This is a genomic window from Burkholderia sp. MS389, assembly GCF_016899425.1.
Classification (GTDB): domain Bacteria; phylum Pseudomonadota; class Gammaproteobacteria; order Burkholderiales; family Burkholderiaceae; genus Burkholderia; species Burkholderia sola.
This window is the reverse complement of sequence record NZ_CP045995.1, coordinates 1,028,383-1,048,386: the sequence shown is the minus strand read 5'-3', so window position 1 is coordinate 1,048,386 and position 20,004 is coordinate 1,028,383. Positions and strand designations below refer to the sequence as shown.

Below are 20,004 nucleotides of genomic sequence, written 5' to 3'. Positions count from 1 at the left end.
TTCAGCGCTCGCGCGGCGCGGGTTGCGTCAGCGTGACGACGCGTACGCCGAGCTTCTGGCCGACCGCGATCAGATGGCCGGTGCCGATCAGCATCCCGTTCGCGACGAGATGGATCACGCTCTGGTTGATGCCCTGCTGCAGCTCGATCACGGCGCCCGGTTGCAGCGCGCTCAGTTCGCCGAGCGGCATCGACGTGGGCGGCAGCTCGAAGCGCAGGTCGACCGCGAGGCCGTCGAGCGAGCGCGGTGCGTCGGCGGGCGGCGCGTCGTGCGTCGTCGTCGGCGCGGAGTCGGTGCGGGTCGGTTCCAAAGGCATCTCCCTGATTCGTTCGACGGTCAGCCGGTTGCCCGACGGCCGTCCGGTGATCTCCCACGCCGGCGCGGCCGGCAGCCGCGCGACGCACAGCAGGTTCTGCTCGTGCGCCTGCCAGCGCTCGATCGCGATGATGTCGCCGCCGACGACGTCGGCCAGTTCGGCCGTCGTCAGCTCGGTGCGGCCGATCTCGAACACGAGCGGCACGGGCAGGCTCGCGTAGGCCGCGCGCGCGTCGGCGAGCGCGGCCGGCGCGGCCGCGAAGAATACGGCCAGCGCATCCGGCGCGTCGAACAGCAGTGCGCCGTGGCAGCGCCACGCGGCGTCGGCGCGCCGCAGCTCGAACCGCAACGCGGACGGCAACGCGTGCCAGGCCGGCGCGTTGTCCGCCGGCGGCAGCAGTTCCACGCGCTGCCGCGTCGCCGTCTGCAGCACGGCCGCGAGCGGCGCGGCGAGATCGGCGAGCAGCGCCGCGCGGATCACGGCCGGAACCGCCGGATCGGCCGCATCGCCGAGCCATTCGGTTTCCGCGATCGGGTCGATCCACAGCGTGCCGGCGGCCGGGCCGACGACGAAACGGTACGCATGTGCATCGGCGGCAGGCTCGGCGTCGACGCGCCAGCACACCTCGTACGCATGCTCGCCGAGCGTGACCGGGACGGCGCCCGTCGCGCAATACGCATGCGACAGCCCACGCGCGGCGGCGGCGGACAGGCGCGGCAGGTAGGGCGACGCGTCGAGCGCGACCGCGGCCGGCGCGGCGGCGGGCGGCGGCGAAGCGGCGGGCATGGCCCGGTTCGCGGCGTCGCCGGCGTCGGCATTCGTCAGGAACAGCGCAGGCACGGCGGGATCGGGGCGGATTCGGCGTCGGTTCGACGGGTTGTTCTGATGCCGGCGGCGCCGAGGGGCGCGCGGCTGCTGCGTCGATTGTAGGGACGGCGATGGCCGCGTGCCGCGCCGGAATCCGTAGTCGCGACCAGCGCGCGCAGACGGCGGGAGCGCGGCGCTACGAAGCGTGACGAAGTGCGGCAGGGTGCAGCGGCGTGCGGCGGCGGGCGATGAAGCGGGCGGCGCGACGGCTGGCGGTCAAAGGCGACCGCCGCCCGGAGGCGGCGGTCGGGGCGCGATTGGCTGACGGGGCCGGACGGCGGGCAGGCCGCATCCGGCTGGCAGGTCGCGAGGGGCTGCGGATCCGCGCAGCGCGGTGGGGAGGCGTTGCCGGCGCGCGGCGAACGGGCGGCGCGCGGGCGAAGCGTTACGCGTAGTCGGCGGACATCGCCGGCTGCGGCGCCGCGCGCATGATCGGCGCCGCGTCGTGGCGCTCGACGTGCGTCATCGCCGCACCGAACAGCACGAGACGATAGCCGACCGCGTAGATCGGGATGATGCGCAGGTTCTTGTCGTGTTCGAGCTGCAGCTTCGAACGGATCCGCGAGATATGAGTGTCGAGCGTGCGCGACGACACGCCGAGCTCGCGGCCCCATACGGCTTCCTGGATTGCCTGCCGCGGCACGATCTTGTTCATGTTGTCGAGCAGGAATTCGACGACGTCGAATTCGCGCGGGGTCACGTCGACGACCTTGTTGTCGATTTCGATCGTGCGGCGGACGAAGTTGATTTTTATGTTGTCGATGTACAGGTATTTGCAATCCATGGTGGCCCTCGCATGTCCGTAAAGGAGTGTTTGCGGGGTCCTGTGCTGCAACTTCCGGGCCAGGGAGATGGTTGTCCGGCGGTGCGAGCCCGCGGCAAGGGCGCGGACGGCGGGGAAGCGTTGAATTTAAAAGAATTTTTAACGGGGAGCGCCGGGCGACCGATGAAAGCGGCCGGGCAATAGTGAAGGATTGTTACGTAGCATCGGGTGGCGACGTTACGGGCGTTACGTCTGACGTAACGTGTGGGGAGGACATCGTAACAAGCGGCACAACCGGGGTTAGCGGCATGCGATGGGAACCCTACATTGAACCCTACATTTAACTCTACGTGGTTCAATGAAAAATCAATATAAATCAGCAACATAAGTTATTATAATGGCCGACATTGAACCCTACATGGAACCATACAGGGAAGCATGACGACCGTCGCTACCTTCGAACCGTTGTTTCCCGAGGATCGCGTACTCGATCCGCTGCTCGAGCAGGCCGCCGAACTCGTCGATTCTTCGCAGCGGTTGCTTGCCATACGCGATACCCCGTTGGCCACCGCACTCGTGCCGCAATTGCGCGCGATGAACTCGTACTACACGAACAAGATCGAAGGCCAGCACACGACGCCTGCCAAGATCGAGGCGGCGCTGCATCGGGATTATTCGACCGATCTCGTCGAACGCAAGAAGCAGCGCTTTGCGGTCGCGCATATCGCGGCAGAAGCCGCGCTCGAGGAAGAGTGGCGTGCGCTACCGGTCGCTGCGTTGTTCGAGCCGGCGCGGATCTCGGCCATTCACGATCGCTTCTTTTCCTGCCTGCCTGACGACGAGCGAATGACCGCCGACGGCAATGTCGTCGTCCCGGGCGAATTTCGGCGCGGGGACGTGACGGTCGGGCGCCATCTGGCGCCGGAACCGGAAATGATCGCGCCGCTGCTTCAGGTCTGGGCGACACGTTACGCGCGCATTCGGGCCAAGGAATATCAACTGATCGGCATTGCCTGTTCGCATCATCGCCTCGCCTGGGTGCACCCGTTCATGGACGGCAACGGGCGCGTGGCGCGCCTGCATTCGCATCTCGGGTTGCGCGCTGCCGATCTGACCCACGGTCTCTGGTCGCCGCTTCGAGGGCTGGCGCGAGAGCATGAGCAGTATTACGCGAGGCTGAGCGAGGCCGACCAGACGCGTCGCAACGATCTGGACGGCCGTGGCAATCTATCCCAGGAAGGATTGGTCAAGTTCGCCCGGTTTTTTCTCGACTGCTGTCAGGACCAGGTCGGTTTTATGGTGCATATGACCCAGTTCGATGGAGTGACGGGACGGCTGCTGGATTTGCTGAGGTTCCTGGAGGCCAACCCATGGACGATTCGCTCGGAAAAATCCGTGATCAAACCGGAAGCGGCGGCGCTGGCGATGGAGTTCGTGGCGCTGCGCCGGACCGTCACGCGTGCGGAATTCGCGCAGATGCTGGGTGTCAGCGACGTACTGGCGCGCAGGATCGTTCGATCGCTGCTGGACTACGGGCTGCTGACCTCGCCTTCGCATCGCGGCGAGCTTTCTTTTGGATTGCCGTTGAATAGCCTGCGGTTTCTGTTTCCGAGGCTTTGGCCCGAAGTTGAGCAGGAGTGAGCGAGCGTGGCGGGCCGCGTCCTGTCATGCGGCTTCGGCCCGGATGAGCATGGTGTTGACGATGCGTTGAAAAACACCGGCCGCGGCGCATACCTTGCGCCGCAGCCGGCGTCCCGGCCCATCAAGCCTTCGCGCTCTCCGCCGAATCGAACGGCAGCACGTAATGCCGCTTGCCCGTCGCCGCGAAGATCGCGTTCGCCACGGCCGGCCCGACCGGCGCGACGCCCGGCTCGCCGACCCCGGTCGGCGCCTCGGCCGACGGCACGATATGCACCTCGACCTTCGGCATCTCGGCCATCCGCAGCACGTGATAGCCGTCGAAGTTGCGTTGCTCGACCTGGCCGTCCTTCAGCGTGATCGCGCTGTGCATTGCCGCGCCGAGCCCGAAACCGATGCCGCCTTCCATCTGCGCGGCGACGATGTCGGGATTGATCGCGATCCCGCAGTCGACCGCGCACACCACGCGCTCGACCTTCACCTTGCCGTCCGCATCGACCGACACCTCGGCCACCTGCGCGACATAGCTCTTGAACGCCTCGGCCACCGCGATCCCGCGCCCGCGGCCCTTCGGCAGCGGCTTGGCCGGATCCCAGCCGGCCTTCTGCGCGGCCAGCTCCAGCACCGCGCGCATCCGCGGCTCCTTCGCGAGCAGGTCGCGGCGGAACGCGTACGGATCCTTGCCGGCCGCATGCGCGGCTTCGTCGATGAACGCCTCGACCGCGTACGCCGTGTGCGAGCTGCCGACCACGCGCCACCACAGCACCGGCAGGCCGACCTGGGTCGTGGTGAGTTCGACCGACACGTTCGGCACCGCGTACGGCAGATTCGCCGCGCCCTCGACCGACGTCGCGTCGATTCCGTTCTTGACCATGAATGCCTCGAACGGCGTGCCGGCGAGGATCGACTGGCCGACGATCCGGTGACGCCAGCCCACCAGCCGACCGTCCGCGGTCAGGCCCGCGTCGAGCTTGTGGAAGTACATCGGCCGGTAGAAGCCGCCCTGGATGTCGTCCTCGCGGGTCCATTGCAGCTTGACCGGCTTGCCGTCCGCGCCGAGCGCCTTCGCGATCGACACGGCCTCGACCACGTAATCCGACCACGCGTTCGCACGCCGGCCGAAGCTGCCGCCCGCATACAGCGTGTGGATCTTCACCTGTTCGGGCTTCAGTCCCGCGACCTTGGCCGCGTTGCCCTGGTCGACCGTCTGGAACTGGTCGCCGGCCCAGATCTCGCAGCTGTTCGCCGTCAGCTTGACGACCGCGTCGAGCGGCTCCATCGGCGCATGCGCGAGATACGGGAATTCGTACGTCGCGCTGATCTTGCGCGCCGCGCCGGCGATCGCCGCATCGGCATCGCCGTCCTTGCGCGCGGACGCGCCCGGCTTCTCGGCGAGTTGCCGGTATTCGCGCATCAGCTCGTCCGAGCCGCGCTTTTCCGCCTTCGTTTCGTCCCAGTCGATCTTCAGCGCGTCGCGGCCCTGTTTCGCGGCCCAGAAGCCCGTCGCGACGACCGCGATACCGCCCGGCACCTGCACGACCGAGACGACGCCCGGCACGGCCTTCGCGGCCGTCGCGTCGAACGATTTCACCGTCGCGCCGAAGCGCGGCGGCCGCTGCAGCAGCGCGACGCGCATGCCGGGGAACGTCGTGTCGAGCGTGAAATGCGCGGTGCCGTTCGATTTCGACGATGCGTCGACGCGCGGAATCCGATGCCCGATCAGCTTGAAATCGGCCGGCTGCTTCAGCGTGACCTTGTCCGGCACCGGCAGCTTCGACGCATCGGCGACGAGCGTGCCGTATGCGGCCGTCTTGCCGCTCTTTGCGTGCGTGACGACGCCGTTGGCGGTGGTCAGTTCGGCGGCCGGCACCTTCCAGCGGGCCGCGGCGGCCGACACGAGCATCGCGCGCGCCTTGCCGCCCGCTTCGCGCAGTTGCTGCCACGAGTTCGACATGGCCGAGCTGCCGCCCGTGCCCTGCATCGTGCCGAACGCGAGGTTCGCATAGCGCTTCGCATCGGCCGGCGCGCTTTCGACGCGCACGCTCGACCAGTCGGCGTCGAGCTCCTCGGCGACGATCGTCGCGATGCCCGTATACGCGCCCTGGCCCATTTCGACGTGCTTCGCGATCACCGTGACGGCGCCGTCGGGCGTGATGCGCAGGAAGGCGTTCGGCGCGAATTCGCCGGCCGGCGCGGTCGCGGCGAGCGCGCGGCGGCCGAGGCCGGCCCAGTCGAAGCCGATGGTCAGGCTGACGGCGGCAGCGGCGCCCGCGGCTTTCAGGAACGTGCGGCGCGACGGGCGCACCGCATCGGTGTGGTCGAGTTCGATCGTCATGGTCAGGCTCCCAGTGTCGCGGCCGCATCGTGGATCGCGGCCCGGATGCGGGCGTAGGTCGCACAGCGGCAGAGGTTGCCGTTCATCGCGGCGTCGATGTCCGCATCGGTCGGCTTCGGGTTCTGTTCGAGCAACGCGGTGGCCGACATGATCTGGCCGGACTGGCAATAGCCGCATTGCGGCACCTGCAGCTTCACCCACGCGGCCTGCACGGCCTGCGCGGGCTTGCTTTGCACGCCTTCGATCGTCGTGACGTGCTTGCCCGCGATGCCGGCGAGCGGCAGCACGCACGAGCGTACGGCCTGGCCTTCGAGATGGATCGTGCACGCGCCGCACTGCGCCATGCCGCAGCCGAATTTCGTGCCGGTCAGTCCCGCGTGTTCGCGAATCGCCCAGAGGACGGGCATCGACGGATCGGCGTCGAGCGTGACGTTCTTGCCGTTCAGGACAAACGAGGTAGGCATGTTGTATGTCTCCGTGGGGAAAACCCGCCTTACGGGCAGGTTAGCCGGGAGTGTGCGCGAGCAGCCCGAATTTGCGTCTACCCAATCCTGCAAATTTATTGAACAATCCTGCAAATCCCCGGCACGCCGCAGGCCGTTTCGCTATGCTCGCGCGACACGGGAAATCATTCGAGGATGCGTCATGGACATGACCGATATCGTCGCGTCGCGCGAATCCGGGCGACGTGAGCTGGCGTCGCTGATCGGCCGTTTCGCGCCGGCGGACGGCTCGCATTCGACGGCCGTGCCGGGCCTGATGCTGCATCGGCACACGCGGCCGGTCGATCTCGGCTGCGGCGTATCGCGCGCCGCGCTGGTGATCGCCGCGCAGGGCGCGAAGCGCGTGATCGTGGCCGGCCAGGCTTACGAATACGACACCCACAATTGCCTGATTACGTCGATCGACTTGCCGATCCTCTCGCGCGTGACGCGTGCGTCGGTGGACGAACCGTATCTGTGCCTGTCGCTGACGCTCGATCCGCAGCGCATCGTCGAGCTGGCGGCCGAGATGCGGCTGCCCGAGCCCGATGCGGGCCCGGAAGGCGAGGGGATTGCGCTCGCGGAGCTGACGCCGCCGCTGCTGGACGCGGCGCTGCGGCTGCTGCGGCTGCTCGATACGCCGGCCGACATCGCGGTCGTCGCGCCGCTGATCGAAAAGGAGGTGCTGTATCGGCTGATGACGAGCGGGCAGGGCACGCGGCTGCGGCACATGGCGATCGCAGGCAGCCAGACGCACCGGATCGCACGCGCGATCGAATGGATCCGCGATCATTTCGCGGAGCCGATGCGCGTCGAATCGCTCGCGCAGGCGGTCAACATGAGCGTGTCGTCGCTGCACCATCATTTCAAGCACGTGACGACGCTCAGCCCGCTGCAGTACCAGAAGCAACTGCGGCTGCACGAGGCGCGGCGGCTGCTGTTGCTGCGGCAGGGCGGCGACGTCGGGTCGGTGGCGGCCGTCGTCGGCTACGAAAGCGCGTCGCAGTTCAGCCGCGAATACAGCCGGCTGTTCGGCGCGCCGCCGATGCGCGACGTCGTGCATCTGCGCAAGAAGGAACTGCTCGGCTGACGGGCGGCGCGCTCCGGTCTTGCGCAGTGCCGACGGTCGCGCCACGGTTCGCGACTGTAATCGTCGCCTGTCCGATGCGGGCCTTCGTCGAAATTGAACGTTTGTGTCTCACGCGCGAACCTTGGGGACAGGGAAGCACCCACGGAGATTGCTGGATCGTTACGGTTCGATGCGACGAAACGCGCGATGAATCAGGCTTTCACGAGATTGAAGACGTGAAAGCCGTCTTGAATCGAAATGTTTCAGTGATGAGAATCAAACGGATAGCCGAGTGAAGATGTCTGTTCGATGAATCGATCGTCGTCGCTTCGTGCGCGAAGGTGAATCGAACGGTGAAAAAATGAAGGCGCCCGTTTGTGTGGGAATTGGACGTTTTCATTCGTTCGGTTATTGCGACTGCAACACGCCCGATGGCACGATTTTTCGCCGCGTGATCGTGCGGGTATTTTCACGGATGAATCAAATTCCTTTTGCATTTCTCGGTGAACCCGTGTTCCGGCCGTATCGGCGGCCGTTCGGCGTGAAGCATCGAGCGACCGGCCCTGGTTCGTCGGGGTAATGGACGGCTGCTGGCATGCCGCAACACGCGGTTTGTCAGTGGAAACGCACGAACCCCGAGCGGTGAGTCGAGATTCGCCTCTCAAGATTGAAACACCCGGTCACACGGGTGTCCGCCCATGCCCAGCGAGCCGGATTCTTCCATCAAATCACGATATTGCGTCACGATCTTCAATGATCGCTGTAGGGGGCGCCTCATTATCACGATACATTCATGAAACAAAAAAACGCCGTTTCTGGAGAAATGATCAGGCCTGGCGGCCGCACACCGCATGCAATGCTCGGTGGAATATCGCATGGCATGGGGTTTGCGATATAGGACGCACCGGCGAGCGGTCGACACGATGCAACAACGATGTGGGGGCGGCCAGTTCGTCACATGCCTGTCGGGGAAACGGCGATGAACACTATAAGCAGTGGCATGATCCGCGCATTTCTTGCGCACCAAAGGGGTAGTGGGAACGATCAGGGTAGCGCTTGCGACGCCGTGCCAGCGTCGTCGATCGCGCGTTGCCTGTTTGCCGCCCTCCGCGCGCGCCGCGTGGTGGCGCGCTCGTCGCTTCGCGCGGCCACCCGCCGACAGCGGCGCTCCACTTCATTCAGCATTCCCGGATGCGGCCTGCTGTTCGTGCCGGACAGCGTGGCGCCGATTCCTCTTCAACCGTGCAGCGCCGTTTCGATCGCGCCGGGCCAGCCCCGGCGCCGGCCGGACTAGTTCGAACGCGCGTCGGCCGGTTATCCGGAAGGCCTTTCTTCGTCAGCTCAGGGAGCAGACATGTCGTCTGGCTGCAATGCCGGCCCGTTATCGCCCGGATGAAGGGTGCGTGTCGAGCGGGCACTGCATTTTGCGGTAGTCAATATAATCGCTGATTTTCAATTCCGGAAACGGGCGCCAGTGCCGGCATTCGTTTTCGACGTGGAATTGAAAATCGCGAGCCGGAAAGATGTGCGCGTCATTTCGGTTAATTGAATCAAGGGTGTTTTTTGTTCATCTCAATGATCGTAAAAATAATAGAAAACACCTATCAATAAATTTTGGACAACTTAAAAACATAAAACTAGAATTCGGCTGTAAAAATAAAAAGCCGATTTCCGATAAAGCACTGATTTATCAATTTTATAGTAATCCTTACTTTTAAGGATTGCGTGCGGCTGGAAGGTCGATGGCGTGCGATCTTCCGTGCTCATTCTCTCCACGCCGTTAGGAGTCCACCATGAAGAAGCTTCTGATTGCAGCAGCAGTTCTGGCGGTTTCGGGTGCAGCGTTTGCCGGCAGCGGCACGGTGTCGAGCAGCACTTCGTCGAGCGGTGGCCAGACGATGGCCGGGGTTGCCGGGTTCGGCCACTTCTCCGCGACCGATTCGGGCTCGGCGCTCGGCGCAGCCGGCGCAGTGGCCGGTGGCGGCAGCAGCGGTTCGATCTCGTACACGAACCACACGCAAACGTCGACGGTCGGCGGCTTCGGCTTCGGCGGCGCACAAGCGGGCGGCAGCAGCGGCGCGAATGCCGGCTCGACCGGCTGGACGTATCACCACTAAGCCGCGACGCGTAGCGTTCGTCATTGGCTGGCGGGTCGGATGCCGGGTCTTGCCCCGCGAGGGCAGGCCCGGCTCCGCCACCGTCGAACTTCCTCACAGCAAGGAATTGCTATGAAAGCCAAAGTCATATTAGCGACAGCGCTCACCGTCATTTCGTCCGCTGCTTTGGCGGCCGGATCGTCCACGACCAACCAGACGCAATCCGTCGCGGCGGGTGTTTCCGGTTCGGTGCTGGTCGGCTCCGGCAGCTATACCAGCAATTCGACTTCGACGGCCGGCGCGAATGCGGGCAGTACCGTGACACCCGCCGGCTCCGCCGGCACGGCGTCCGCGTATCACAACTCGACTTCGACGGCCAGCGGTTGGGGCACGAACGGGGGCGCGTTCGCGGCAGGCGGCGGTATCGGTGCCGCGGGCTCGTTCGCTGGAAACGGCAGCACGAACGAGAACGCGAATGCGCTTTCGGGAGGGGTGACCGCCACGATCGTACTCGGCGCGAACCACTACACGGCCACGGGCGCGAACGACCACGGCAATGCCAACGCGGGTGCCGTGGGATGGACGGGCGGTGGCGGGTCGGGCGCGATCACGGGCTCGAATCACTACAACTCGTCGACCGTGTGGAGTACCGGTCCGGCCGGTTCGCCGTCCGCATCGGGCGGAAGCCAGGGCGACTCGAGCGCGACCGGGAGCAGTCATTAGTCAGGTGTGGGGGGGGCCAGTTTCCCAGCGACGCTGGTCTCTTTTCCGCATCGTTGTCACGTAAGGAGTTGGCATGAAGCAGAACCTGATTGCCGCCGCTCTGATGTTCGCGTCTCTGACGGCGTATGGCGCTGACCGTGCTGCCGATGGTGGGCAATCGACTATGCAGACGTCAAACAAACCTGACCAGACAACCAAACCGTCAGAACAACACACGCTTTCGTCGGGCAGTGCCATCGGCGGACCGGACACCCAGCAGTGGCAGGGCATGTCGGCCGGCTCGTGGTCCCAGCTGGGCAGCGGCTGGAAGCAGTTCGGGGAAGCAACGAAAACTGAAGGCATTCAGGGGAATTAGTACGGTTGCCTGGGTCGGAGGTCAAACCTCGTCCGGAGAGTGAAATGAACAGCAACAGGATCAAGGTGGCATGTGCGGCGATGTTCGCGATGACCACGATCGGTGCCCAGGCGCAAACCGCCGATTCGACGTCGAGTGCGCAATCGTCGACATCGTCGACGGCGATCAGCCAGGGCGGTGGGTCGAGCATGAACACGAACACCACGAGTTCGCGCGGCGGTAATGCCAGCAGCAGCAGCGGCGTGCGCGGTAGCGGCAATTCGAGCGTGAACGTCAACGTGACGATGCCGTCCGGCACGGCCGGCGGCAACGTGACGCCGCAGAGCGTGAACTCGCTCCAGTCGTCCGGGGCGCCCGGCACCAACCCGTACAACACCCAGATCTCGGAAAACGTCAATTACTCGGGCACGCAGACGATCAAGACGAACCCGTCGATTCAGGCGCCGGGCCTCACGACCACGCTGTCCGATACCTGCATGGGCTCGGTGAGCGTCGGCGTGTCGTTCCCGGGGTTCGGCGCGACCGGCGGCACGACGCTGGTCGACCAGGCCTGCGTGCGGCGTCTCGATGCGCGTGAATTCCGTGCGATGGGCCTGACCGACGTGGCGCTCGCGCTGCTGTGCCAAAGCGACGCGAACCGGCGCGCGGTGGAAGCGACCGGGCACCTGTGCCCGGGTACGACCGCGCCGCTCGCGCGTTCGAACGTGGCGCCCAGCGTCGAAGCGACCGTCGCGGACGACATCAAGTATCGCGATCCGATCGTGCGCGACCGGATGGGCCTGCCGCCGCTCGGCTCGGCCGCACCCGCGCCCGCACCGACGCGCCCGATCGAGACGGCTTCGATGCGCGCTGCGCCCGTTTCGGTGCCGGTCCCGGTCCCGGTGCTCGCGCCTGTCGCCGCCGCGCCGGCCGTCGCGACGCCAGCCGTTGCCGCCGCTGCTCCAGCCGTCGCAGTGCCGACGGTTGCCGCCGCAGTTCCGGCCGCCGCGGCACCGGCTGCTGCTGCCGCGCCTGCTGTCGCCGCCGCACCTGCGGCCTCGGTGGTACCGGCGGCCGCAATGGCAGCCGTGCCGGCTGCAGCCGTCGTCGCCGCACCGGCTGTGGCCGACAAGGCAGCGCCGGCACCTGCCGCACCGGTTGCCGATACGAAGGCAGCGGAGCCCGCGCAGCCGGTCGCCGGCAAGGCCGCCGAGCCCGCCCCGGCGGTTGCCGACAAGACGCCCGAGCCTGCCCCGGCCGTCGCGGACAAGGCCCCCGAGCCTGCTCAGCCCGTCGCCGACAAGGCGCCGGAGCCGCTGCCGGCCGCGACCGACACGGCCCAGACCGCCGGCGAGCCGGTTGCCGAACCGATGCCGGCGGCAGCCGTCGTCGCGGCGCCTGCCGCCGATGCGAAGGCGGCCGAGCCGGCGCCGCAGGCAACCGCCGAAGCGCCTGCACCGGAGGCCCCGCAGCCTGCCGTCGCCGCTGCGCCTGCCGACATGCGGGCAGCGGACGCGAAAGCGCCGGACGCAGTGGAATCGGTTGGCACCGCGGCTGCACAAGCCGCCGGCATGCCTGCGCTGACCGATCCGGCGCAAGCGTTGCCGCCGGCCACGGTCGACCAGCAGGCCGCACCGGCGGCACCGATCGCGCCGGCGCCGGCCATCATCTCGACGAGCACCTCGTCATGAGCATGCGGGTCGGTTTGCCGTGCGACCGGCACGCTGGTCGCCCGGCAGGCGCTCGGCCCGATGCCCGACCCGCTTTTCCGGTTTGACGGGTGTTGCTCCCATCCCCGAGGTCAACACCTCTTTTTGCGTGACGAGTGCAAGGAGGCCTCAATCATGAGGATCTTTTTGATCGCTTTGTTGCTGGCCAGCGCGCAAGCCGCTGCGCAGTCGGTTTTCCAGAATCCCGCGGTCTTCGTCATCCTGAGCGAGCAGACCCTCGCGAACGCCGCGAGCGTCCAGCAGGCGCTGTCGACGCTCGGCCGTCCCGACAACACGGCATGCGCGCCGATGATGATGATCGGCGATCCACAGATGATCTACATGATGCCGGAAGCGGGTCACGCGCCGTCGTGGCAATCGCCGGTGTACGGCCGGGGTGCGCCGTTCGACGCGCAGAACGGGCCGAAGTCGACCGGCAAGACGGTCGGCGCGATGCAGCACGCCGAGGACATGCGGACGCAGCCGTGGAGCGACGGCAGCACGATCACGCAGCAGATCGCGGGCGAGTCGAGCGTCACGGCGGCGGACCGGGTGAACGAATGGCGGCACACCGGGCTCGACAGGATCGAGACGGCCCGCGCGTCGGACGTGACGGTGAACGGCAGGACCTACCGCGCGTATCGCGACGATCTCAACGGCTCGACGAAGCCTGTCGTCGAGCCGCAGATCTACACGCAGCGCGTCGTGTTCTGCCGATAACGCAGTATCGATTCGAGGACGGAGCGGCGCCGCGCCGCGGGACCACGGGCCCCGCCGCGCGCGATCGGGCAACGGCCGCTCCGATACATACCCTTATGCGGCGAGGCGATCGTGAACCATTGCTGTCAGCTGAGCATGTCGGGCGCCCGGGATGTCGAACGGCAGGTGAGCGCGCTGCCGTTCATCGCGGTCCGGCATCCCCCCGTCGCGCCGTCGCGGCCGCTCGTCTACCTGTCGCGGCAACACGATGCCGCGCTCGTCGATGTGCTCGCGTCGCGCGGCTGGGACGTATGGCACGCCAAAACCGTGGCGGACGCGCTGAATCTCGTCAAGGCGAACCGTCCGCACGCGGGCATCGTCGATTTCGCCGGTTTCGCGGCGCCGGACGTCGCGTCGTTCGAGGCGCTGCTGCGCGACCCGCGCGTCGGCTGGGTCGCGCTCGCCGACGGCGAGCGGCTGCGCAACATCACGATCGCGGGCCTGATCCGCCATTGCTGCTTCGACTACGTGCGCGATGCGACCGCCTACACGACGATCGGCTATCTCGTCGGCCATGCATACGGGATGCTGACGCTCGCGGACGGCGACCCGGCCGCGGAAGCGCCGCCGCCCGGCGGCGCGATGATCGGCGCGTGCGACGCGATGCGCCGGCTGTTCGCGACGATCCGCAAGGTCGCGAACACCGAGGCGACCGTGTTCATCGCCGGCGAATCCGGCACTGGCAAGGAACTGACGGCGGCGGCGATCCACCGGCAGTCGTCGCGTGCCGACGCACCGTTCGTCGCCGTGAACTGCGCGGCCATCCCGACGACGCTGCTGCAGGCCGAACTGTTCGGCCACGAGCGCGGCGCGTTCACCGGCGCGCACCAGCGCACGATCGGCCGCATCGAGGCCGCGCACGGCGGCACGCTGTTTCTCGACGAAATCGGCGACATGCCGTTCGAGAGCCAGGCGAGCCTGCTGCGGTTCCTGCAGGAGGGCAAGATCGAGCGGCTCGGCGGGCACGCGTCGATTCCGGTGGACGTGCGGATCGTGTCGGCGACCCACGTCGATCTCGAGGCCGCGATGCAGGCCGGGCGATTCCGCGCCGACCTGTACTACCGCCTGTGCGTGCTGCGTATCGACGAGCCGCCGCTGCGCATGCGCGGCCGCGACATCATGCTGCTCGCCGATCACGTGCTGCGGCGCTACCGCGGCGACGGCTCGTACCGGATTCGCGGCTTCACGCCGTGCGCGATCGCGGCGATCCACAACTATCCGTGGCCCGGCAACGTGCGCGAGCTGATCAACCGGATCCGCTTCGCGGTCGTGATGACGAACGGCCCGCTGATCTCGGCCGCCGATCTCGAGCTGCGCCCGTACACGTCGTTGCGGCCACCGACGCTCGCGCAGGCGCGCCGGCAGGCCGAGCGGCACGCGATCGAGGAAACGCTGCTGCGTCACCGCCACCAGCATGCGGATGCCGCGGCGGAGCTCGGCGTCTCGCGCGCGACGCTGTACCGGCTGATGAACACGCACGGGCTGCATGGCTGACGCGCCGCGGCGCGCGACCGCTCAAGACCGCACGGCGGCAGCCGTTAAAACAGCAAATGGCCGCGGCCGGCGCGCGCATCGATCGGCGCGCAACCGGCACGCGGCGCATCACGTTTATCCGAGGTCATCGTGGCAGAGTGCAATCACTGCGGCAGGACGTTCCTGGTCGGCGGGCGGTCGATCGACGGCCGCCGCTATTGCAGTCCGGCATGCGCACGGGCGCATCCGGTCGTCGTCGAGGCCGAACGGGTGCCCGACGCGAAGGTGCGGCAGTACGTCGACGACTGGCGCTACGGGCCTTGCCCGATCTGCCTGCGCGAAGGGCGGCCGGTCGACGTCCACGCGTCGCATCGCGTCGTGTCGCTCGTGTTCGTCACGCGCTGGGCGACGCGGCGCCACGTGTGCTGCCGCCGTTGCGGCCGCAGAAAGCAGGCGGTCGCGCTGCTCGCGTCGGCCACGCTCGGCTGGTGGGGGCTGCCGTGGGGCATCGTGCTGACGCCGATCCAGCTCGCGCGCAACGTGCTGGGCCTGGCCGCGCGCGATCCCGAGGCCGCGACGCCGCAGTTCGAGGCGCTCGTGCGGCGCAAGCTGGCCGCGCGCCGGCTCGCGCGCGCGGAGCGGGGCGCCCGGGCCTGATCGCCCGCCTCGGCGCGCCGTGCGCGCTTAGGGCCTGAACAGGCCCTGAGCCGGCCCTATGCCGGCCGGTCGAAGCCCGATGCGACCCAGCGTTCGGCGCTGGCCTTGTTGAGCTTGAACCCGGCCGACACCTTCGCGTCGGCCAGCAGCTCGCCATACGGATCGAACGCCTTGAGCTGCGCATACGGCTCGAACTCGTCCGGCACGATGTCGAGCGTCACCGAGACATCCTGCCCGGCTTCGTCCTGCACCGTCACTTCCTTGTGCAGCAGCGCGCGCCGCTGCTGTTCGTGCCGCATCAGCACTTCGGTCGCGGTTTTCACGAGCGTGCGGAACGCGTTCGCGTCCATCGGCTTCGGGTTCTTCTTGTCGCGGCCCATGGTCCACGGCCCGACGAGCGCGGGCTCGGACTCGCCGTCCTTGACCATCTCGACGGCCCAGCCGTCGTCGTCTTCGTTCTTGATGATGCGGGCCGTCCAGCCGTTGTCGCGCCAGAGGCCGTCTTCGTGGATGGAGGTGTCGTCGGATTGCAGGTCGGAATCGGTCATGAGCAAAGCGGGAGGTCGGGCAAGCCGGCGAAGGGGCGGTGGCGCGCGGCCGGCATCGGCGCGTCGCTCGCCGCCGGCGGCCCGGGGTGGCATGCAAACGCGCAATTTTACCTGCTGACCGGTCGTGCGGCGCGCAATACCGGCCATCGGGCCGATGCCGCGACGGTCGATCGCCGGCCGCCGGGCGTCGAGCCGGTGCAAATATCAAACGCGTATTACGTCTTCGGCGGCCAATTCGTACGCCGTCCGATATCGCGCGCAGGCAGACATTCATAGAATCGACATTCAGGCTAAAAATAGCCTGAATGTCCTTTCAACGCCCAACCGGTCGCGCGCGTGTCGTGTGGCGCGGCCGGTGAACCACCAGGAATTGCGCATGAGGAAATTTAATGTTCGCATCGTCGTCGCGTACGACTGGCCGTTGACGCTGGCCGGTATCGAGCAGATCGCAGGCGGCGCCTGCGCGATCGAGCTCGCCGCGGTTTACCGGAGCGCGGCCGAACTGGTCGCGTCGCTCGGCGGCGTCGACTGTGACGTCGTGCTGGTCGACTATGCGATTCGCGGCGACGAGCAGATGGACGGCCTCGCGCTGTTCGACTGGCTGCGCCGCACGCGGCCGAACGTCGGGATCGTCGCGCTGGTCGCGAACGAGAACCCGCTGATCTTCCGGTCGATCGTCGCGATCGGCGGCGTGAGCGTCGTCAGCAAGCTCGACGAGGTCGGCCATATCGTCACGGCGATCCATTCGAGCTACAGCGGCGCGACCTACCTGTCCCCGTCCGTGCGCCGCGCGGTCGAAGCGCTCGGCACGCGCGGCGATACGCCCGTGAAGCTGTCGGCGCGCGAGATCGAGGTGATTCGCCTGTATCTGTCGGGCGTGCCGATCAAGACGATCGCGCAGCGCCTGAGCAAGGGCAAGCAGACGGTCAGCGCGCAGAAGATCAGCGCGATGAAGAAGCTCGGCGCGAGCAACGACGTCGAGCTGATCCAGCGCGCGGCGGGGCTGGGGCTCGGGAGCGGCGAGGCCGCGCGGCGGGCGGGCAGCGCGGCGTGAGTGCGGGGCGGGCTTGCCGTCAGGCCGGCAGCGCGAACCGCGTCACCGCGTCGCGCAGCGCCTCGGCCTGGTCGCGCAACGAATGCGCGGCGGCCGCGGCCTGTTCGACGAGTGCCGCGTTCTGCTGCGTGACCTGATCCATCTCGCCCACCGCGCGGTTGACCTGCTCGATCCCGGCGCTCTGCTCGCGCGATGCGTGGCTGATTTCGTCGAGGATCTCGTTCACGCGCCGCACCGACTGCACGATCTCGGTCATCGTCTCGCCCGCGTGCGTGACGAGCGTCGCGCCGTGCTGGACCGTCTCGTTCGACGACACGATCAGCGACTTGATCTCCTTGGCCGCCGTCGCCGAGCGTTGCGCGAGCGACCGCACTTCGGCCGCGACCACCGCGAAGCCGCGGCCCTGTTCGCCGGCCCGCGCCGCTTCGACGGCCGCGTTCAGCGCGAGGATGTTGGTCTGGAACGCGATCCCGTCGATCACGCCGATGATGTCGCCGATCTTGTGCGAGCGATCGGTGATCTCGTTCATCGTGCGCACGACGTCGTCGACCACTTCGCTGCCGCGCGTCGCGACCTGCGCGGCCTGGCCGGCGAGCGACGCGGCCTGCGCCGCGCTGTCCGCGTTCTGTTTTACGTTCGCGGTCATCTCGTCCATGCTCGACGCGGTCTGCACGAGCGCGGCCGCCTGTTCCTCGGTGCGCTGCGACAGGTCGGTGTTGCCGGATGCGATCTCGCTCGCGCCGACGTTGATGTTCTCGGTGCCCATCCGCACGCGCGACACCATGTCGATCAGCCCGCCCTGCATCGTATGCAGCGCATGCAGCAGGCTGCCGCGATCGTCGTGCTTCACGGTCACGCGCGCGGTCAGGTCGCCCTGCGCGATGCGCTGCGCGGCGTCGAGCGCCGCTTCGAGCTCGCCGCCGAGGCTCGCGCGCACGCTTTTCAGCACCAGCACCATCACGGCCGTCGCGATCGCGCCGAGCACGGCCGTCATCGCGAACCAGCGGCCGACGCTCGCGAGCACCGCCGAGCGCACGTCGTCCATGTACATGCCGGTCACCAGATACCAGTCCCACGGCGCGAAGCGCTGCACGGCGCTGGTCTTGTCCTGCGGCTTGTCCGCGCCCGGCTTCGGCCACAGATATTCGACGAAACCCTTGCCGCCTGCCGCGTTGCCGGCCTTCACGATCTCGACGAACAGGTGCTGGCCGTTCGGATCGGTGAAGTTCGACACGTCCTTGCCGTTGAGCTCGGCCTTGATCGGATGCATCACGATCACCGGCTTCGAATCGTTGACCGACACATAGCCGTCGGCGCCGTGGCGCATCGCGGCGATCGCCTCGAGCGCCTTCTGCTTCGCATCGGCTTCCGGCAGCGCGTTCTGCTGCGACAGCTTGTAGTAGTGATCGGTCACGCTCGCGGCCTGCGCAACCAGCGACGCAAGCTGGTCGCGGCGGTCCGCGATCATCGACGCGCGGGTCTGCCATGCGCCGAGCCCGGCGATCACGAGCAGGCCGAGCCACAGGATGACGATCATCGAGGCGAGTTTCTGATTCAGGGAGAGATTGCGCATGGTATGAGGTCGGTCAGTCGTGGAAGCTCGCCGGGACGGCGTGACGGGATACATGTTTTGACGGCGTGAAACGCGCGGCGCCGTAGGCGGGAAATCCCTTAGAAGATGCTGCGAAATCAATCGGACGCTGTCTTGCGTTTGTTCCAGCAAATCAAGCAGCACGCGAGCGAGAGGAATGCCTCGTGCACGTGTGCGTACCGTTCGTAGCGAATCTTGAGGCGGCTGCGAAAAAGTTAACAGACCTAAGCCGTGATTTCGCAACAGCTTCTATGCGGCGCGTTATAAGGCGTCGCGCCGGACCGGAAAACGAACCCCTCCGCGCCTTCACAGGCCGGGGGGAGGTGCGATCCAGTGACCAGGATTCGTATGGAGAATTCGAGTTGTGGCCGTAACTATCGACATTGGCTCAGGAAAGCGCGCTACGCTGTCCAGTGACAGCGGGGCAATTCGGCCTGCGGAACAGCGCGCGGCTGTCTCAGAATTAATGCTCCATTGGCCGAAGTATTCCGCATTGATGGCGGAGGCTGCCAGCTACCTTCGGGAACTCGGGCTTGCCGGGTCGTTGTCCGGCGATCCCGTCGCCGCGCTTAGGTCAGCGATAGAGGACGGCCGGGTTACCGTCTCGATCGATAGGCCCGTGGCAAGTGGGGGTGCTGGGGGCGGTGGCGGACCATCAACACCGCCTTTCCCAAAGGGCAGTAGGTTTGCCAGTGTGCCGAGGATGGCTGCGCTTCCAGCGGACAAGCCGATACCGTCTTGGGCCGTACCAAGCGATGTGTCAGCCGGTGAACTCATGAGTTACCTTCAAAGTGTCGTTGCCGGTACTGGCGGCGCACTAGCAGGCGGTACGCCTCAACTTGCGAACTCGTTTGGATCGGGTTCGCCGCTAGGTGATGCGAACGTGTTTGACTACGCTGATAGCCCTTTGAGCGGTGACATTCAAGAGCTGGCGGCAAGCACGACTAACCCGAACTTTGCGGCGAAAATGCTTGGTTACCAGCGTAAAATCTTCGGCAACATGATCCACCAAATGAAAGACGCGAATGATTTGGGAGGGGCCGATAACGTTCTCTGGCACGACAACGGAGACGTTGAATTCAAAGGTGTCGTGATCGACAACATGCACAACTACGGGGACTGAGCGGATCATGAAAAAACAGCAACTTGCACATGCATCATTCTCTATTTCAGGCGATCGCGTCGTCCCCAAATTTTGGACAGACTATTTCCGCGTCGTACCCGATACGGAGGTAACGAAAGGGGAGCGGGTAAACGATCCGACAGGACAGGGGCGCGTCATAACGCGTCGCACGAGTGTTTGGGCGGTTCGCAGTGACGGCGCTGTCCACAGTGATCAACTGGAACCCCATCTTCGCTATCTCATCAAGCATCTGTCTTTGCCGCGCCCGGACCTGCGCGGGCTTATCGACGGTGCGGGCGCTCGGGTCCGTCTCCGCTGCTATTGGGACAACGAGAGCGGTAAGCGCGTGCCGGACGTGCCGGACGATATCCGGGCTCTTGTGGAATCGCTCGGAGGCGAGGTCGAGGTCGATGAATACCGATAGCGCGGATCAACGCACCACTGAGAAGTACATGGCATTGCATTGG

General features: G+C 66.6%; 19 protein-coding genes. 13 read left to right on the top strand and 6 right to left on the bottom strand.

The window, feature by feature from the left end:
- Nucleotide 1: 1 nt before the first annotated feature.
- Nucleotides 2-1,156 carry a type III secretion system cytoplasmic ring protein SctQ gene (gene sctQ / locus GJG85_RS21125; protein ID WP_050015043.1) on the bottom strand — a complete coding sequence of 385 codons (1,155 nt, stop codon included), beginning with the start codon at nt 1,154-1,156 and terminating at the stop codon, nt 2-4.
- Nucleotides 1,157-1,568: 412 nt separating this feature from the next.
- The gene (locus tag GJG85_RS21120; RefSeq protein ID WP_050015044.1) at nt 1,569-1,967 is read right to left on the bottom strand and encodes a winged helix-turn-helix domain-containing protein; all 399 of its coding nucleotides are present in this window, start codon (nt 1,965-1,967) and stop codon (nt 1,569-1,571) included.
- Nucleotides 1,968-2,384: 417 nt separating this feature from the next.
- Between GJG85_RS21120 and GJG85_RS21115 the strand changes: the two genes are divergently transcribed.
- Complete coding sequence (locus GJG85_RS21115) at nt 2,385-3,587, top strand: Fic family protein (RefSeq protein ID WP_050015046.1); 1,203 nt, start codon at nt 2,385-2,387, stop codon at nt 3,585-3,587.
- 121 nt (nt 3,588-3,708) lie between these two features.
- On the opposite strand, the gene GJG85_RS21110 is transcribed toward GJG85_RS21115, so the two are convergent.
- Nucleotides 3,709-5,919, bottom strand: coding sequence for a xanthine dehydrogenase family protein molybdopterin-binding subunit (locus GJG85_RS21110; RefSeq protein ID WP_050015048.1), 2,211 nt, complete (start codon nt 5,917-5,919; stop codon nt 3,709-3,711).
- Nucleotides 5,920-5,921: 2 nt separating this feature from the next.
- Entirely contained in the window at nt 5,922-6,383 is a 462-nt protein-coding gene (locus GJG85_RS21105) for a (2Fe-2S)-binding protein (protein WP_050015050.1), read from the bottom strand.
- Nucleotides 6,384-6,564: 181 nt separating this feature from the next.
- Between GJG85_RS21105 and GJG85_RS21100 the strand changes: the two genes are divergently transcribed.
- The 9 genes from GJG85_RS21100 (at nt 6,565) to GJG85_RS21060 (ending at nt 15,221) form a co-directional block, all read left to right on the top strand.
- On the top strand, nt 6,565-7,491 hold the full coding sequence (locus GJG85_RS21100) for an AraC family transcriptional regulator (RefSeq protein ID WP_050015052.1): 927 nt from the start codon (nt 6,565-6,567) through the stop codon (nt 7,489-7,491).
- A gap of 340 nt (nt 7,492-7,831) precedes the next feature.
- Nucleotides 7,832-8,050: a hypothetical protein gene (locus tag GJG85_RS21095; RefSeq protein WP_162484455.1), complete on the top strand. Its 219-nt coding sequence runs from the start codon at nt 7,832-7,834 to the stop codon at nt 8,048-8,050.
- A gap of 1,213 nt (nt 8,051-9,263) precedes the next feature.
- Entirely contained in the window at nt 9,264-9,587 is a 324-nt protein-coding gene (locus tag GJG85_RS21090) for a hypothetical protein (protein WP_089489544.1), read from the top strand.
- A gap of 111 nt (nt 9,588-9,698) precedes the next feature.
- Entirely contained in the window at nt 9,699-10,289 is a 591-nt protein-coding gene (locus GJG85_RS21085) for a hypothetical protein (RefSeq protein WP_050015056.1), read from the top strand.
- Between the two features lie 73 nt (nt 10,290-10,362).
- The gene (locus GJG85_RS21080; protein WP_204384380.1) at nt 10,363-10,644 is read left to right on the top strand and encodes a hypothetical protein; all 282 of its coding nucleotides are present in this window, start codon (nt 10,363-10,365) and stop codon (nt 10,642-10,644) included.
- Between the two features lie 44 nt (nt 10,645-10,688).
- Nucleotides 10,689-12,314, top strand: a complete 1,626-nt coding sequence (locus tag GJG85_RS21075) for a chemotaxis protein CheA (RefSeq protein ID WP_204384378.1) — start codon at nt 10,689-10,691, stop codon at nt 12,312-12,314.
- A gap of 153 nt (nt 12,315-12,467) precedes the next feature.
- Complete coding sequence (locus GJG85_RS21070; protein WP_089489542.1) at nt 12,468-13,052, top strand: hypothetical protein; 585 nt, start codon at nt 12,468-12,470, stop codon at nt 13,050-13,052.
- Nucleotides 13,053-13,187: 135 nt separating this feature from the next.
- Nucleotides 13,188-14,585: a sigma-54 dependent transcriptional regulator gene (locus GJG85_RS21065; protein WP_204384468.1), complete on the top strand. Its 1,398-nt coding sequence runs from the start codon at nt 13,188-13,190 to the stop codon at nt 14,583-14,585.
- Nucleotides 14,586-14,714: 129 nt separating this feature from the next.
- Entirely contained in the window at nt 14,715-15,221 is a 507-nt protein-coding gene (locus tag GJG85_RS21060) for a hypothetical protein (RefSeq protein ID WP_050015065.1), read from the top strand.
- A 56-nt stretch (nt 15,222-15,277) separates the two neighbouring features.
- On the opposite strand, the gene GJG85_RS21055 is transcribed toward GJG85_RS21060, so the two are convergent.
- Nucleotides 15,278-15,769 carry a hypothetical protein gene (locus GJG85_RS21055; RefSeq protein WP_011547320.1) on the bottom strand — a complete coding sequence of 164 codons (492 nt, stop codon included), beginning with the start codon at nt 15,767-15,769 and terminating at the stop codon, nt 15,278-15,280.
- A gap of 376 nt (nt 15,770-16,145) precedes the next feature.
- Here GJG85_RS21055 and GJG85_RS21050 point away from each other — a divergent pair, with 376 nt between their 5' ends.
- The gene (locus tag GJG85_RS21050; RefSeq protein ID WP_050015069.1) at nt 16,146-16,823 is read left to right on the top strand and encodes a response regulator transcription factor; all 678 of its coding nucleotides are present in this window, start codon (nt 16,146-16,148) and stop codon (nt 16,821-16,823) included.
- Nucleotides 16,824-16,842: 19 nt separating this feature from the next.
- On the opposite strand, the gene GJG85_RS21045 is transcribed toward GJG85_RS21050, so the two are convergent.
- A complete protein-coding gene (locus GJG85_RS21045; RefSeq protein WP_089489539.1) occupies nt 16,843-18,396 on the bottom strand; it encodes a methyl-accepting chemotaxis protein in 1,554 nt (517 codons plus the stop codon).
- Nucleotides 18,397-19,189: 793 nt separating this feature from the next.
- Here GJG85_RS21045 and GJG85_RS35020 point away from each other — a divergent pair.
- Together GJG85_RS35020 and GJG85_RS21035 are read left to right on the top strand one after the other, a co-directional pair.
- Nucleotides 19,190-19,537: a hypothetical protein gene (locus tag GJG85_RS35020; RefSeq protein WP_239468980.1), complete on the top strand. Its 348-nt coding sequence runs from the start codon at nt 19,190-19,192 to the stop codon at nt 19,535-19,537.
- 7 nt (nt 19,538-19,544) lie between these two features.
- Nucleotides 19,545-19,961 carry a DUF4279 domain-containing protein gene (locus GJG85_RS21035; protein ID WP_089489538.1) on the top strand — a complete coding sequence of 139 codons (417 nt, stop codon included), beginning with the start codon at nt 19,545-19,547 and terminating at the stop codon, nt 19,959-19,961.
- The last annotated feature ends 43 nt before the right edge of the window (nt 19,962-20,004 follow it).